The sequence below is a fragment of the Embleya australiensis genome (genome assembly GCF_051903075.1).
Taxonomy (GTDB): domain Bacteria; phylum Actinomycetota; class Actinomycetes; order Streptomycetales; family Streptomycetaceae; genus Embleya.
Genome location: NZ_CP182422.1, coordinates 7,030,282 through 7,046,768 on the forward strand (window position 1 = coordinate 7,030,282; position 16,487 = coordinate 7,046,768).

Annotated in this window: 8 protein-coding genes and 1 pseudogene; 4 read left to right on the top strand and 5 right to left on the bottom strand. The window is 71.4% G+C overall.

Annotated features, from left to right (window positions below; genetic code table 11):
- The first annotated feature begins 92 nt into the window (after positions 1 to 92).
- From ACMXN5_RS30105 to ACMXN5_RS30120, 4 genes are all read left to right on the top strand, one after another.
- The gene (locus ACMXN5_RS30105) at positions 93 to 1,304 is read left to right on the top strand and encodes a cytochrome P450 (RefSeq protein WP_380001869.1); all 1,212 of its coding nucleotides are present in this window, start codon (positions 93 to 95) and stop codon (positions 1,302 to 1,304) included.
- Positions 1,305 to 1,375: 71 nt separating this feature from the next.
- The gene (locus ACMXN5_RS30110; protein WP_439677887.1) at positions 1,376 to 1,624 is read left to right on the top strand and encodes a ferredoxin; all 249 of its coding nucleotides are present in this window, start codon (positions 1,376 to 1,378) and stop codon (positions 1,622 to 1,624) included.
- A 62-nt stretch (positions 1,625 to 1,686) separates the two neighbouring features.
- Positions 1,687 to 2,853 carry a cytochrome P450 gene (locus ACMXN5_RS30115; protein WP_439678118.1) on the top strand — a complete coding sequence of 389 codons (1,167 nt, stop codon included), beginning with the start codon at positions 1,687 to 1,689 and terminating at the stop codon, positions 2,851 to 2,853.
- Between the two features lie 145 nt (positions 2,854 to 2,998).
- Entirely contained in the window at positions 2,999 to 3,718 is a 720-nt protein-coding gene (locus tag ACMXN5_RS30120; RefSeq protein ID WP_395800511.1) for an SDR family NAD(P)-dependent oxidoreductase, read from the top strand.
- Positions 3,719 to 3,816: 98 nt separating this feature from the next.
- On the opposite strand, the gene ACMXN5_RS30125 is transcribed toward ACMXN5_RS30120, so the two are convergent.
- From ACMXN5_RS30125 to ACMXN5_RS30145, 5 genes and pseudogenes are all read right to left on the bottom strand, one after another.
- Complete coding sequence (locus tag ACMXN5_RS30125; RefSeq protein ID WP_439677888.1) at positions 3,817 to 4,689, bottom strand: 2-oxo acid dehydrogenase subunit E2; 873 nt, start codon at positions 4,687 to 4,689, stop codon at positions 3,817 to 3,819.
- An 82-nt stretch (positions 4,690 to 4,771) separates the two neighbouring features.
- Entirely contained in the window at positions 4,772 to 5,800 is a 1,029-nt protein-coding gene (locus tag ACMXN5_RS30130) for a 3-oxoacyl-ACP synthase III family protein (protein ID WP_380001877.1), read from the bottom strand.
- 1 nt (position 5,801) lies between these two features.
- Complete coding sequence (locus ACMXN5_RS30135; RefSeq protein WP_395800505.1) at positions 5,802 to 6,353, bottom strand: allene oxide cyclase barrel-like domain-containing protein; 552 nt, start codon at positions 6,351 to 6,353, stop codon at positions 5,802 to 5,804.
- An 84-nt stretch (positions 6,354 to 6,437) separates the two neighbouring features.
- The gene (locus ACMXN5_RS30140) at positions 6,438 to 9,560 is read right to left on the bottom strand and encodes an ATP-binding protein (RefSeq protein WP_439677889.1); all 3,123 of its coding nucleotides are present in this window, start codon (positions 9,558 to 9,560) and stop codon (positions 6,438 to 6,440) included.
- A gap of 193 nt (positions 9,561 to 9,753) precedes the next feature.
- Positions 9,754 to 16,473, bottom strand: a pseudogene (locus ACMXN5_RS30145) (SDR family NAD(P)-dependent oxidoreductase); the annotation flags it as partial.
- Positions 16,474 to 16,487: the final 14 nt, after the last annotated feature.

Consider the following 16,487-nt stretch of genomic DNA (forward strand, 5'->3'; position numbering starts at 1 on the left):
CAAGGCCGTCGCCTTTAAGAAGGTGCTAAGGGGCGTTTAAGCGCGGACTCCGACACTGGCTGCTCATGACTTGCCGGTAAGGGAGTTGCATCGTGACAGAGACCGCCTCGGCACACCTGCCGACGTTTCCCATGCCGAGATCGTGTCCGTTCGACCTCTCGCCGCAGTACGCCGAGCTGAGGAGCGAACGCCCCATCACGCAGGTGCAATTGGCGAGCGGAAAAGCCGCCTGGCTGATCACCCGGCATCAGGACGTGCGCAGACTCTTCCTGGACCCCAATCTCAGTGCCAACGGCGCGCATCCCGAATTCCCGGCACTGGCTCCGCGCAAGCAGTCCTTCGACGAGCAGTCGAAGGGTTTCCTGCCGTGGATGGATCAGCCGGAGCACACCACGTACCGGCGGATGGTGATCAACGAGTTCACGGTGCGTCGGATCGCCCGCATGCGCCCGCGCATCCAGGAGATCGTGGACGACTGCGTCAGTGCGATGCTCGCCGGGCCGCGGCCGGTGGACCTGGTCCAGGCACTGTCGCTGCCCGTGCCGTCACTGACCATATGTGACCTGCTCGGCGTCCCGTACGAGGACCTGGACCACATCCAGCGACATGCGATGATCATGGTCAGTCGCATCCACACCGCCCAGGAACGCGCTGCCGCGCTGCGGGAACTGCGCACCTATCTCGGCGAGTTGTTGCTGATCAAGGGCAAGCAGCCGCAGGACGACATGCTCAGTCGGCTGGTGGTCAAGCACCGGGACGAGGGCCGCGACGACCACGGGCACCTGACCGGGCTCGCGCTGCTGATCCTGGTCGGCGGCTACGAGAGCACGGCGAGCACGATCTCGCTGGGTACCGTGGCGCTCCTGGAACACCCCGACCAGGTGGCCGCGTTGCTCGCCGACCCCACACTGGCACCGCGTGCGGTGGAGGAACTGCTGCGCTACTTCAGCGTCGCGGACAACGTCACCAGCCGGATCGCGATCGCCGACATCGAGATCGGCGGGGTGACCATCCGCGCGGGCGAGGGTGTGCTGCTGTCGAACGCGGCGGCCAATCGGGATCCGAGCGTGTTCGCACATCCCGAGGTGCTGGACATCCACCAGGACACCCGCACACATGTGGCGTTCGGATACGGCATCCACCAGTGCCTCGGGCAGAACCTGGCCCGGTTGGAACTGGAGATCGTCTTTCGCACGCTCTTCGGCCGGATCCCGGGACTGCGGACGGCCGTGCCGGTGACGGAACTGCCGTTCAAGAACGACGCGATCATGTTCGGCGTGCACGAAGTACCGGTGACCTGGTGACCCGGCCCCCGGCCGCGGGGCACCGGGACGGCCCCGAGCGCCCGAGCGCGACCGAGCGGAAGTGGAGCGCGATGAGTGTGGAAGTGGACCGCGACGCCTGCGTGGGTGCCGGACAGTGTGTGCTCGCGGCACCCGATGTATTCGATCAGGGGGACGAGGACGGCCTGTCGTTCGTGCTTCCCGGCGCGTCGGAGCCCGAGAACCTGCGGGCCGTCCGGGACGCGGTGCTGCGCTGTCCGGCCCGAGCGATCACGCTCGCCACCGCGCCCGCGCCGGAGCCGTCCATCCCCGACGCACCCCCGAACGGAGCCGCCACGTGAGCGACAACGACGTCACCATCGAAACCGGCGACCCCCGGGTGGCGGACCTGCTCGCCTACCCGATGCCGCGCACCTGCCCCTTCGGTGCGCCGAAGGAGTACGCGGAGCTGCGCGAGCGCGAACCCATCACCCGGGTTCGGCTGCCCACCGGCCGGTGGGCCTGGCTGGTCACCGCGCACGACGCGGTACGCCGACTGTTCACCGACCCCAACCTCAGTGCCAACCGCGTGCATCCCGGCTTCCCCGCGCTGCTGGCGGGGCAGGGCGGGATCAACCCGGCGGGCTTTCTGCCGTGGATGGACCCGCCGGAGCACACCACGTATCGACGCATGGTGATCAGCGAGTTCACCGTCCGGCGGGTACAGCGCCTGCGACCGCGGATCGAGGAGATCGTCACGACGCACGTGGACGGGCTGATCGCGGGCCCCCGCCCGGTCGACCTGGTCCAGGCGCTGTCCCTGCCCGTTCCCTCGCTGGTGATCTGTGACCTGCTCGGAGTGCCGTACGCGGACCGGGAGTTCTTCCAGACCCGGGCCCGGATCATGGTCGATCGAAATGCCGGCGGCCCCGAGCGGCTCGGCTCGATGACCGAACTGCGCACGTTCCTGCGCGACTTGGTGGTCACCAAGCAGAACGAACCGACCGACGACGTGCTCAGCCGGCTCGCGGTGAAGTATCGCGAGGCCGGGGTCGAGGACAACGAACACCTGGCCGGGATGGCGCTGTTGATCCTGGTCGCCGGCCACGAGACCACGGCGAACATGATCTCGCTCGCGGTCACCTATCTGCTGGAGCACCCGGACCGGATCGCCGAACTGCGGGGCGATCCGACGCTGGTCCCCGACGCGGTGGAGGAGTTCCTGCGCTACTTCAGCATCTCCGACCACTCCACGAACCGGGTGGCGCTCGCCGACATCGAGATCGACGGCGTGACCATCCGGGCCGGGGAGGGTGTACTGCTGTCCAACGGCGCGGCCAACCGGGACGCAAAGATCTTCGACGACCCGGACGAGTTCGATGCGCACCGCGACGCCCGACCGCACCTGGCGTTCGGATACGGCATCCACCAGTGCCTGGGACAGAACCTGGCCCGACTGGAGTTGGAGATCGTGCTCGGCACCCTCCTCGAACGCGTCCCGGATCTGCGACTGGCCGTGCCGTTGGCGGAACTGCCGTTCAAGAACGACACGATCATGTACGGGATCCACGAAGTCCCGGTGACCTGGTGACCGGGTAGCCCGGTGGCGCCCGGTGCCCCGGTGCGCGTTCGGTGCCGGTGATTCCCGTGTGCGCCCTACCCCCACACCCCCATGTTTCCCGTTCCCGAGCCGTCGGCATCGGCGCGCTCGGCTCGGCAGAGAGGTTCCCACACCAATGTCCAAGACCATCGCCATTTTCGGGGCGGGGAGCGGCCTGGGACTCGCCGTGGCCCGGCGCTTCGGAGCCGAGGGATATCGAGTCGCACTCGTTGCCCGGCGCAGGGAGCGGCTGGAGGAGTTGCGTGCCGCGTTGGCGATCGAGGGCGTGGAGGCGCACACCTTCACGGCCGACCTCGCCGACCACACCCGGCTCGGCGCGACCGTGGACGAGATCGGCGCCGCGCTCGGCGGCATCGACGTGATCGAGTACAGCCCGGCGGGCATCACCGAACAGCCGGTCGCCACGCTGGACCTGGATCTGGACAACCTCCAACCACAGCTGGACGTGCGCCTGCTCGCGCCGATCGTGCTCGTGCGGCACGTACTGCCCGCCATGATCGAACGTGGCGAGGGCGGGCTGCTGTTCGGTCTCGGCTCGGTCGGCAGTCAGCCGGTGTCCTTCATGAGCAACGTCGGCATCGCCTTCGCCGGACTGCGCAACTACATCTACACGCTCAACAGTTCCCTCGCGGACAAGGGTGTGTACGCCGGCGCGTTGACCATCGGCGCGCTGATCGAAAAGAGCGAGGCCCAGGAGAAGTTCGACGCCAAGACCGCGTTCACGTCCGCGCAGGGCGTCGTGCGCGTGTGGCCCGAGGATCTGGCGGATCGGTTCTGGGACATGTACGCCAAGCGGGACCGGGTCGAGGAGGTCGTCGGCGGATTCGAGGGGTAGGGCGCACACCGCGTACGACGACGTCGCCGCCGGTGGGATCTCCCGCCGGCGGCGACGTCGTCGTTGCGTCGAATCCCCTCGAACCGGGTCGGTTCGGGTCAGCCCGTGCCCCGCGCCAGGACGGACGGGTCGGGGTCGACGGGGGAGGGGGCCTCCCGCGCGACCGCGTCGAGGTGCCGGTCCTCGGCGGATCCGGACCGTGTCTCGCCCTCCCCGACGGATGCGAGCGTTTCGAGGTTGTCCTTGATGTCGGTCAGGACGTCGGCCGCCTCCGCCCCGTCGATCACCCGGTGGTCGAACGCGAGGCTCAGGCGCATGATCGGGCGGACCACCACCCGTTCGTCGCGCACCACCGCCACGTCGCGCACCTGTCCCACGCCCAGGGTGATCGTGGTGCCGCCCACCGAGTGGAAGCCGTGCACGGGGCGGTGGCCGAGCGAGGTGATCGCGACGGTGCCGAACGACTCCGCCCGGCGCGCCAGCGGGCGGGTCGCGAGCCGAAACGCCAACCGCCCCAACGGCATCGGCAACCGATGCAGCAGGCGCACCTTGGCGAACTCCGGCATCTGCGCCGGATCCCCGTCCCGGAACGGCCGCAGACGGTCCTGGATTTCGTCGATCCCGGCGGTGTCCACGCGCGGAACGACCGTCGCGAGCACCACCCTTCGGCCGTTCAGCACCCGGTCCAGGGTGATCTTGGCGTCGACCGACGGGTAGTGCGCCACCCTCGGCCGCAGCCGACCGCGGATGGCGGCGTTGGCGTCGGGATGTGCGGCCAGGGCGCGGCCGGCGGCCAGGGCCACGTAGGACACCAGCGAGTACGAGTGCCCCGCCTCGCGGTGGCCGGCGCGGTGTTCGCGCACGCGGGACATGTCGACGTCGGTGTCCAGGAACACCGGGGCGAAGCCCCGGGTCTGCTCCAGGAAGTACAGGGTGTGGCGGCGCTCCCGGGGCACCGGAGTGCTTCGCACGAGGGGCTCCTTACGCTGTCGCGAGGTCGGGTCCCGGCCGCGGACCCCATGACGGGATCACGGGCCGGGTCGATGGCGGTGCTCAGACGGTCTCGACGGCGAAACCGCCCTTGATCCACTTGCTGGACTCCACCGAGATGCCGAGCAGGCGCTGACCGGGGATCGCCCGTTCGAAGGCGCTCTCCAATTGGAAGAACGGGGTGGCGTTGCCGTTGTTGCCGATCTCGCGCACCCGGCTGATCTCGTACGCTCCGGGCAGCGCCAGCAGATCCACGATCTTCGTGGTCATCCGCCCGGACAACTGCGGCGGCAACAGGTAGTCGATCTCGTCGCGTTGCCACCCGGTGTCGTCCAGGAGCTCGTCCAGGATCTCGGCGGACATCAGCGGCACCCGCTCCTCGATCGCCTTGTAGTCCTCGATCGCGGGCGGCCGATCCGAGCCCCGATCCCCCGGGCCGTACCAGTCCAGCGTCTGCCCGGGTTCCCGGTCCAGACCGGTGAGCCTGGTGAACAACTGGCGGATCACCGCCGCGCCGGGAGCCGACGTACGCTCCAGGACCGCCGCGCCGGCACCGTCGCCGAACAGTACGTAGTGCACCAGTTGGTCGGGCGGCAGCGTCGCGAAATCCAGGTCGAAGTCGTAGAACTTGGCCGACACGTCGCCGCCCAGGACCAGGGCGTTGCGATACTCGCCGCCCGCCAGCAACTGTTGCGCCAGGCTCAGCGCCTGGAACGCGCCGCAGCAGCCCGACTGGATCTGGTACGTGGGTACGCCGTTGATCCGCAACCGGTCGGCGACCACGTTCGCCGTCGTGGGCATCAACAGGTCCGGTGAGGCGGTGGCCAGGACCAGCAGGTCCACGTCCTCGGCGGCCCGCCCCGCGCCCTCCAGGGCACGTCGGCCGGCCGTCTCGCACAGGTCCGCCAACGAGTGCGCGGGCTTGGCCGTGTCCAGGTCGATCGACAGGTGCCGGCTCCTGGTGCCGATGAACGTCTCGACCCACTGCTCCCACTGCCCGCCCATGCGCAACCGCCGCCCCAGGGTGGCGTTGTCGATCGCCGGACCCGGCAGCGCGGTGCCGATCGACCGGATGTGGACATCGCCGTCCACGTCAGCCGCACAGCCGGATGACCACGGCCGCCCGTTCGCTGGGCACCGGGGGATTGGACAGCGGCGGAATCAGGTGCCAGCGGCGGTATCCGTGCTTGCCCGCGAAGGAGCCGCCGGTGCCGATCGCCTTGAGGTGCAGCCACTCGCCCGCGATCATCCCGTCCCGGTCGATGCCGGTGGCCGAGTCCCGGAAGGTGCCCTGCGGCAGATGCACGGCCTCGTGGTACTCGCTGATCAGGTGGCCGTCCGAGGGCCGGCGGCCGGTGATCGTGACGAATCCGACCGCGTCGCCGATGATGTTGTCCTGCTTGTCGTAGATCACGTCGTAGTAGGTGGCGGTGTCACCGATCTGCTGCATCGGCGGGTTCGCCGAGCCGACCGTGCTGTACTTGACGGTCTGCTCGGTGACTCCGCCGACTTCCACACATCGATTGCCCCGCTTGTCGCCGTCCGCCGCGAACGCGTCGGACGCCATCACCGTCGCGGTGGTGGTCACGCACAGCGCGACCAGCGCCGCACTGCGGGCGCGGGACCATTTCGTCGGGTGCGCCATGATCTTCCCCTTCGCTCGTCCGGCCGGGACGTCGAGGGGGCACCGCACGGTGCGCGGGCGCGGTCCCGGCCGTCGCTGCGATGTTCAGGGGCCGCACTTAGACAGACCTAAAGCCGAGCTTGGCGGAGCCGGTCCGCTCTGCAGTCCGGTGACCAGATGAGCCAGCTCGGCGCGCGAACTCAGGTCGAGCTTGCGGTAGATGTGGGCCAGGTGGGCGTCCACCGTGCGCGGGCTCAGCCGCAACACCTGGGCGATCTCACGGGTACGCATGCCCGTTCCCGCGAGATCGGCGATCTCGCGCTCGCGATTGGTCAGTACGGACAGCGCCGTCGCGGCGCCCGGCTCGGTCGACCCCTTGGTCCAGGCCAGCGCGGCCAGACGCTCCTCGGCCCGGCGATACAGCGTGTCCGCGCCGGATCGGCGGGCCAGTTCGCGGGCGAGGACCAGCAGTTTCGTCGCGTCGTCGACCCGGCCGGCCACGGCCTCGCATTCGGCGGCGTCCAGCAGCGCGGTGGTCCGCGGCAGCGTCAGGTCGGCCGCCGCCAGTCGGTCGGCGGCGTGCTGGTACAGGTCCGAGGCGGTGTCCGGGTCGTCGGCGAACCGGGCCACCTCGGCCTCGGCGAGCAGCGCCTCCGCGTGCTGGAACGACAGTTCCGACTCGCGCACCGCGTCCCGGGCCCGCTTCGCCCACAACGCCGCGTCGGGGTCGCCCGCCGCGATCGTGGCGACGGTGAGCATCCGGTGACACATCGGTCGAAGCATCGCGGGCAGGTTGAGCAGGTCGGGCCCGCGTCCGACGTCGAGGATCAGCATCCGGCTGCGCCGGGGATCGGCCACCACCGTGGCGCGGGCCAGCGCCAGGGCCGCGCTGACCCGCCACAGGCTGCCCGGTTGGAGTGCGGCGACCGCCTGCTCCGCGAGTTGTCGGCCGGTGTCGTGCGCGCCGTTCCAGGACGTCTGCAGGGCCTTGAGGGCCAGCGTGAGGCCGCGGACCTCGTCGGAGTCAATGCGCTCGGCGATCGCGTACGCCTCGTCGATGATCGGCTCGACTCCCGCCGTCGGCCCCACGAACAGGCAGATGTGGCACAGGCCGTCGATCATGATCGGCAGGAGGTACACCTGGCCGGTGGTGTACGCGATGCCCAGTCCGCGCAGCATGTGCCGCTGGGCGTCGGTGAACCGGCCGAGGAAGATCTCGGCCCAGGCCAGCAGCGGCAACACCTCCAGACCGTCGACCAGCGCGTCGTTCGGGATGTGATCCAGCCGAGTCGCACACCGATCGATCATCCGGGCTCCGGCGGCCCGGTCCCCGGCGATCACCTCGTAGAGCCCGTACAGCGCCAGGGCACTGCCCTCGAGATCCCCGTCGGGGCCGCTGCCGGCGGACCGCAGGGTGGTGCGCAACTCCTCCGAGGAGGGCCACATGCCGCTGCCCACCACGCCCATGACGGTGCGCAGGACGAACAGGATGCCGGTCGCCGAGCGCGGCTGCGGCAGCGCCGCGATCTCGGAGGTCAACGACGCCCACGCCTGGGTGTGGTTGCCGAGGAACAGGTCGATCATCGTGCGCTGCTTGATCAGCCGCACGCGGTCGTCGACACCGTCGCCGGATCGGATCGCGAGCGCCGCCTCCAGGAGTTCGCGACTCTCCGCGGTCCTGCCCTCCAGGAACAGGGCGTGCGCCGTCTTCGCCAACACCGTGGTGCGTTGGTCCCGAACCCCCGGGTCGCGGTCGATCAGCGAACCGGCGAGGCGCAGCCACTGGCCGGCTTGGCGAGGCGCGGAGCGCATCACCTCGTCCGCGGCCCGTACGAGCGTCGCGACCGCGTCGCGGGCGTTCTCGCCGGTGAAGGAGTGCTCGATGTGCGGGGCCCGCGCGGCGGCCGGCGCGTCGCGCTCGACCAGTACGGCCAGCGCGTTGCGGTGCAGGCGCAGCCGCCGACAGGCATCGCTTTCGGTGTAGGCGAGCCGGCGCAGTATCGGATGGCGGAAGGAGTACTGCACGCCGGCGTCGACCACACGCAGCAGATCGCGACGGACCAGACGGTCGGTGGCGGCGCAGACCTGGCGCATGTCGAGTTCGGCCACCGCCGCCACCGCCACCAGGTCGAAGCGTTCGGCGAAGACGGCCGCCGCGTGCAGCACCTGCGCCTCGATGCCGGACAACCCGGAGATCTCGGCCAACAGGTGGGCGGCGTACTGGTTTTGCGGATCGTCGACGGGGCCGGTCGGGACGGCCGACGGAGGATGTGCCGTCGGGCCGTGCGTACCGCGCTCGCCGCCGTGTGCCGCGGCGAGCAGATACAGCGGGTTGCCCTCCGATTCCCGGTACAAATCGCGCAGTCGCGGATCCTCCGCGCCCACGCCGAGGAGTTCGGCGCACTGCTCCCGGGTGAGGGCGGGCAGGGCGATGCGTTCCACCGTGCCCTGGACGAGGCCGTGGGCGAGCGACTCGCGCAGTTGCGGCGGGGCCTGGCGGGGGCGATCGGCGATCACCACGAGCAGCGGAACGTCGAGGGGCGAGGAGATCAACTGGTCGATCAACGCGAGCGATTGCGGATCCGCCCAGTGCATGTCGTCGAGAATGATCACCAGGCCGTCGTGGGTGACGTGTCGCAGCAGCAGGCGCAGCCGATGGGAACCGACCTGGGCGGGCCCCGCGTCGGGGTCGGCGGCACCGAGGTGGGTGGGCGCGTGCAGCACTCGGCGCAGCGAGGCCGCGGTGTGCGTGGGAAGGTGGTCCAGACGTTGCGAGACCAAGTCGCTGTGCAGGGCCGCCACCACGACGTGGAAAGCGTTGTTCTGCCCGTAGGCGGTGCCTCGGGCGTGCAGCACGGGAATGTCCCGTTCGTGTGCCTCGGCGGCGAACTCCGCCAGAAGTCTGCTCTTGCCGCTGCCGATTCCCCCGGCGACTTCGATCACCATGCCCCGTTGTCGTGGTAATCGATCGAGCGAGGTGACGAGTCGTTGTATCTCGTGTCGACGAACGGTCCCGGCATTCGGACGCAATGGAGATTTCGTGGAACTCACCCCGTATGTCCTGCAATCGAGTACCGCGATGCGGTACTTGGTGCGTGAAAGCCGACTCGGGATGATGTCGTCGGTGCGACCGGCGCGGGATGGCGGCGGATCCGGCGGACGATGCACGGCCCGACGCCACGCGTGCCCCACGGTTCCGTCTCCGGGTGTGCGTCTGCCAACCCGCACCCGTCACCCGGGACCGTCCTGCGCGTTGTTCCCCCTCGTCGACCAGCGTTCCCCTACTGGGGGAATGTGGACGACGCAAGTATAGATCAGCGACGCGCGGATGAGCCATGTGCGTCGGGCCCGATACGTCCTCGGCGCCGCACCGGCCCGGCGCCGACGAGGGAACGCGGCACCGGTCCGGCGCGGGGAGCGCTCAGCCGAGGCCGAGTTCGTTGTCGATGAGATCGAAGATCTCGTCGTCGCTCGCTCGGGCGAGATGTGCGGACGCGGCGGGTTCACCGGTGCCCGCGGGTCGCCGTGCCGGCGTCGACAGCGCCGCCAGCAGTTCGCGCAGCCGCTCCGCCAGCCGATCCGCGTCCGGCCGCGTCACCGCGGCGTCCGCCACGGCGAGTTCGACCCGGTGCAGTTCGGCGAACAGCGACGTCAACGCGACCGTCGGCGCGGCCGATTCGGCCGGGACGGCCAGGGCCTCCTCCAGATGCCGGGCCAGTGCGGAGGGCGTGGCGTGATCGAAGACGAGGGAGACGGGCAATCGAAGCCCGGTGTCGACGTTGAGCCGATTGCGCAACTCGACCGCGGACAGCGAGTCGAAGCCCAGTTCCTTGAATGAGCGCTTCCCGTTGATCGCCCCCGCCGACGAGTGTCCCAGAACGGTGGCGACATGGCCGCTCACCACGTCCTTCAACAACTGCCGCCGAGCGCTCGGGCGCAGCGGCGCGAGCCGTTCGGCGAGTGTCGGCGCCCCGGCGGTCGGGGTCTCCGTGACTGCGGCCCGCGAGGGCTCGACGGCGGTCAACGTGGCGAAGAGGGGAGTGGATTCCCCGGCTCGGGCGCGGGCCCGCAGCGCGGGCAGGTTCAGCCCGACCGCGACGGGCGCGGCGTGCCGCTGTTCGAGCGCCGCGTCGAACAGGGCCAGACCCTGCTCGACGGACAACGGCACGATGCCGCCCCGGGACAGGCGGGCCAGCGCGGTGTCGTCGAGTCGGCCGGTCATCGCGCTCTGCGCGCCCCACAGTCCCCACGCGAGGGAGATGCCGGGCAGGCCGAGCGCCTGGCGGTGGTGCGCGAGAGTGTCCAGGAAGGTGTTCGCGGCGGCGTAGTTGCCCTGTCCCGGGTTGCCGAGCACGCCCGCCGCCGAGGAGTACAGCACGAACGCGGCCAGGTCGAGGCGGCGGGTCAGCCGGTGCAGGTGCCACGCGCCGTCGACCTTGGGCCGCAGCACCGCGTCGATCCGCGCGGGCGTGAGCGCGTCCACCGTCGCGTCGTCCAGGACGCCGGCGGTGTGCACCACCGCGGTCAACGGATGCTCGGGCGGTATCCCGTCCAGGAGTTGGGCCACCGCGTCGAAGTCGGCGACGTCGCACGCGGACAACCGCACCTCCGCGCCGAGCGAGGCCAATTCGGCGAGCAGTTCGCCCGCCCCCACGGCCTGCCCGCCGCGGCGGCTCGCCAACACCAGGCGGCGTACGCCGTGCCGGGTGATCAGGTGGCGGGCCAGCAGCCGGGCCAGGGTGCCGGTGGCGCCCGTGATCAGTACGGTCCCCTCCGGGTCGAGCCCGGACGGCAGGGTCAGCAGCGTCTTGCCGATGTGGCGGGCCTGGGACAGGAAGCGCAGCGCCTCGGGCGCGTGGGCGATGTCCCAGGCGGTGATCGGCAGCGGCGCGAGTCGTCCGCTTTCGAACAACTCGACCAGGATGGTCAACATCTCCTGGATGCGTTCCGGTGCGACCCGGTTCAGGTCGTAGGCCGTGTAGGTCACCCCGGGATGCGCCGAGGCGACCAGCAGCGGGTCGCGGATGTCCGTCTTGCCCATCTCCAGGAAGCGCCCGCCCGGCGACAGCAACCGCAGCGAGGCGTCGACGAATTCCCCGGACAGCGAATTGAGCACGACGTCCACGCCGCGCCCGCCGGTCGCGTGCGCGAAGGTGTGTTCGAAGGCCGGTGTCCGAGAGCCCGCGATGCGCTCGTCGGGCAGGCCCTGGGCGCGCAGCGCGTCCCACTTGCCGGGACCGGCGGTGCCGTAGACCTCCAGGCCCAGATGCCGGGCCAGTTGCAGCGCGGCCATGCCGACCCCGCCCGCGGCCGAGTGCACCAACACCGATTCGCCCGGCCGGACCCCGGCCAGGTCGACCAGGCCGTGATAGGCGGTCAGGAAGACCACCGGCACCACCGCGGCCCGCCCGAACGACCACCCCTCGGGCATCCGGGAGAGCAGCCGGTGGTCGGTGACCGCGACCGGACCGAGGCCCCCCTCGGGGAACAGGCCCATCACCCGGTCCCCGGGGGCCACCGTGGTCACCCCGGGGCCGACCTCGGCCACCACACCCGCGCCCTCGCCGCCGATCCGCGCCTCGTCGCCCGGATACATGCCGAGCCCGATCAGCACGTCCCGGAAATTCAGCCCACCGGCCCGCATGGTCACCCGCACCCGACCGGGCCCCAGGGGCTCGGCGAGCTGCGGTGCGTCCACCAGGGCCAGGTTGGCCAGGGTGCCGTTGTCGGTGGTGGCCAGGTGCCAGGCCGGTGAATTCGACGGGGGAGTCAGCACGTCGGGCACGGTGTCCGCGCGCACCAGCCGGGGAACGTACGTGGTGCCCTGGCGCAGCGCGGCCTCCGGCTCGTCGCCGGCCACGATCGCCCGCAGCGCCGGGTCCGGCTCCCGGTCCCGGGACGGCGCGGCAGTCGGGTCCGCGGGCGCCGCGGCCGGCGGATGGTCCACGTCGAGCAGGGCGAATCGGCCCGGATTCTCGGTACGGGCCGAACGCAGCAGGCCCCATGCCGCCGCGCCGGCCAGATCGCGGATCTCCGGCCCCGGGGCGGTGCCCACCGCGCCGCGCGTGACGGCGACCAGGCACGCGTGGGCGAATCGGTCGTCGCCGGCCCAGTCGCGGGCGAGTTCGGCGGCGCGGTGCACCGCGACGCGCACCGCCTCCGGCGTGCTCGTGTCGTCGTCCACCCGGGCGTCGGGACGGCCCAGGGTGACCAGAACCCGATCGGGCACGGGCAGGCCCGCCTCGATGCTCGCGCCGAGCGCGGCCAGATCCGGATACACCGGCACCGCCGGCCCCCCGGGCGTGCGCACGGCGGCGGCCAGCGCCAGCGGGTCCGGCCCGACGACCGCGCACGCGCTCGCGCGGCCGTCGGTGTCCGAGCCCGCCGGTGTCCAACGCACCACGTGCAGGGCACCGGCGGACGCGGGCCGCGCGGCCGCCAGTCGGGACACCGGCACCTGCCGGGTGGTGAGCGTGTCCACCGCGGCCACGGGGGCGCCGGTCGGGTCGGTCAGCACGATGGTGGTGGTGTCCTCGGTGGTCCGGGTCAGGGTGACCCGCACCTCGCTCGCGCCGCTCGCGTACAGCCGGATCCCCGCCCAGTGGAAGGGCAGCGCGACCTGGGCGAAGCCGTCGCCGCCGCTCTCCGCCCGGACCATCGCCAGCGGGTGCAGCGCGGCGTCGAACAGCGCCGGATGCAGCGTGTGCCCGCCGGCCCCGACGCCCTGCGGCAGTCGCACCTCGGCGTACAGGTCGTTGCCCGCCCGCCACAGCGCGCCCAGTCCGCGAAAGGCCGGGCCGTAGTGGTAGCCGCGCTCGGCCAGGCGCTCGTAGACGCCGCTCAGGTCCACCTCGCTCGCGCCGGGCGGCGGCCAGGGGCCGGCCACCGCAGGCGGCGCCACCGGATCCGGTGCGACCAGGTTCGCGGTGGCGTGCCGGGTCCACACCGCATCGGCCCCGGCCGCGTCCGCGCGCGTGTGCACCTCCACCGTGCGCCGCCCGCTGTCGTCGGGGCCACTCGCCGTGAGCCGCAGCGCGACGGAGCCCTCCTCGGGCAGGATCAGCGGTGCCTCGACGGTGAGTTCGTCCACGCCCGAGCAGCCGACGTGCGCGCCCGCGTGCAGGATCAGGTCCAGGAAACCGGTCGCCGGCAGCAGCGTGGCGCCGACCACCTGGTGGTCGGCCAGCCACGGCGTCGCGGCCACCGACAGCCGCCCGGTCCACAGCAGCGCGCCGTCGGCCAGATCGATCACGGTGTCCAACAGCGGACTTCCGGCCGCGGCGAGCCCGAGCGAGGCGACATCGCCCGCGCCACGCACCGGTTCGAGCCAGTAGCGCTCGCGCTGAAACGGATAGCCGGGCAACCCCGACAGCTCCGGCGACTCCCGCACGTCGGGCAACCCGGGTGCCGAGGTCGGCTCACCCGCCGGCAGCAGCACTTCCCAGTCCACGGCCCGTCCGTGCGCGTGCAACGTGCCCAGCGCACCGAGCAGGGTGTGCGACTCGCCGTGCCGCGCGCGCAGCGTGGACGCGAACACCGGCTCCCCCGGAGCCTGTTCCAGGCACTGCCGGGCGAGCGCGGTCAATACCGGCTCCGGCCCCAGTTCGAGATAGCCCGTGATCCCGAAGTCGGCCAGCGCCCGGACTCCGTCCACGAAGCGCACCGGGCTGACGATGTGCCGCACCCAGTAGCGCGGATCGCTCAACTCGCCGGGCTCGGCGACCCGTCCGGTGACATCGGAGATCACCGGCAGCGACGGCTCGTGATAGGTCAACTCCTCCGCGACCTTGGCGAAGTCGTCGAGGATCGGCGCCATGTGCGGGGAGTGGAAGGCATGATCGACCTTCAACCGCGACGTCCGCCGGCCCGCCGCGACGAAGTGGCCCGCCACACGCTCCACCGCGTCCACATCACCGGAGACCACGGTGGACGCCGGGCCGTTCAGCGCGGCGATCGCGATCTCGTCCTCGTGTCCGGCCAGGAGCGGGCGCACCTCCTCCTCCGACGCCTCGACGGCGACCATCGCGCCCCCCGCCGGTGCCGACTGCATCAACGCTCCTCGGGCCGCCACCAGCACACACGCGTCCCGCAGATCCAGCACGCCCGCCACGTGCGCCGCGGCCAACTCCCCGATCGAATGGCCCAACACCGCGTCCGGACCGACCCCGAAACGCGCCGTCAGCCGGAACAGCGCGACCTGCACGGCGAACAGGCCCGCCTGGGTGAACACCGTACGATCCAACAACCCCGCCTCGGAGCTGCCCTCGGGAGCGAACAACACCTGCTTGAGCGGCAACGGCAGCAACGGGTCCAGGAACGCGCACACCTCGTCCAGCGCCCGAGCGAACACCGGGAACTCGGCGTACAGTTCGCGCCCGGCGCCGAGCCGTTGGCTGCCTTGACCGGTGAACAGGAACGCGATGCGCGGAGCCGGCGCCGCGACGCCGCGCACCACCCGCGGCGACGGCTCGTCCCGAGCCAGCGCCGACAACGCGCCCGAGAACTCCGCAGGGCACGTGCCAAGCAGCACCGCACGGTGTTCGAACACGGTCCGGGAGGTGTGCAACACGCGGCCCAGTCGCACCGGGTCCGACTCGGGACGCTCGGCCAGGAACCGCCGCAGCTCCTCGGCGGATTGCCGCAACGCCGCCGGGGTCCGAGCGGACAGCGGCCACGGCACCACACCACCGCCACCGACGGGGGCTTCCTCGTCGGTGGGCGCGACCTCCGGGTCGGTCGGCGCGTCGGCCGCATCGCCGACCGGCGGCTCCTCGATGATCGCGTGCGCGTTGGTCCCGCTGATGCCGAACGCGGACACACCCGCGCGCCGGGGCCGCGTCGGCGTGTACTCCCAGGGCTGCTCGCGGCTCAACAGCCGCACCGTGCCGTCGTCCCAGTCCACATGCGGAGTGGGTTCCCCGGCGTGCAGCGTGCGCGGCAGCAGGCCGTGCCGCAGCGCCAACACCATCTTGATCACCGCGCCGACCCCGGCCGCCGCCTGGGTGTGCCCGATGTTCGACTTCAGCGAGCCCAGCCACAACGGACGATCCGCCGGGCGCCGCGCGCCGTACACGTCCATCAGCGCCCGGGCCTCGATCGGATCGCCGAGCCTGGTCCCGGTACCGTGCGCCTCCACCGCGTCCACGTCCTCGGTGCCCAGGCCCGCGTCCGCCAACGCCCGTCGGATCACCCGCTCCTGCGAGGGACCGTTGGGCGCGGTCAACTGCGCGCTGGCGCCGTCCTGGTTGACCGAGGTACCGCGAACCACCGCCAGCACCCGATGGCCGTTGCGTCGCGCCTGCGACAACCGCTCCACGAGCAGCAGGCCGACACCCTCGCTCCAGCCCGTGCCGTTCGCGTCCGCCGAGAAGGCCCGGCAGCGTCCGTCGGGGGACAGGCCGCCCTGGCGGCTGAACTCCACGAAGGTGTGCGGCGTCGACATCACCGTGGCCCCGCCCACGAGCGCGAGCGCGCACTCTCCCCGACGCAGCGCCTGAACCCCCAGATGCAGCGCCACCAGCGACGACGAGCACGCGGTGTCCACCGTCACCGCCGGGCCCTCCAGGCCGAACGTGTAGGCGATCCGGCCGGTCGCCACGCTGCCCAGGCTGCCGTTCGCGAGGTATCCCTCGTACTCCCGCGGAGCGGGCCGAAGCCGGGCGCCGTAGTCGTTGTACATGATCCCGGCGAACACCCCGGTGTCGCTCCCGCGCAACGACTCCGGCACGATCCCCGCGTCCTCGAACACCCGCCACGCGGTTTCCAGGAGCAGCCGCTGCTGGGGATCCACCGTCATCGCCTCACGGGGACCCATGCCGAAGAACTCCGCGTCGAAATCGGCCGCGTCGTAGAGGAAACCGCCGTTGCGGGTGGACGACTTGCCCACCGCCGCCGGATCCGGATCGTGCAGGTCCGCCACGTCCCAGCCCCGGTCCGCGGGGAACTCGCCGATGCTCTCACCGCCTTCGGCCAGCAGCCGCCACAACTGTTCGGGCGAGTCGACGCCGCCCGGATAGCGACAGGCCATGCCGATGATCGCGATCGGCTCGTGCTGCAGCTCCTCGACCTCCTCCAACCGGCGGCGGGTCCGACGCAGGTCCGCCGTCGCCCGCTTGAGGTAGTCACGGAACCTGTCCTCGTTGTTCACCACGGAAG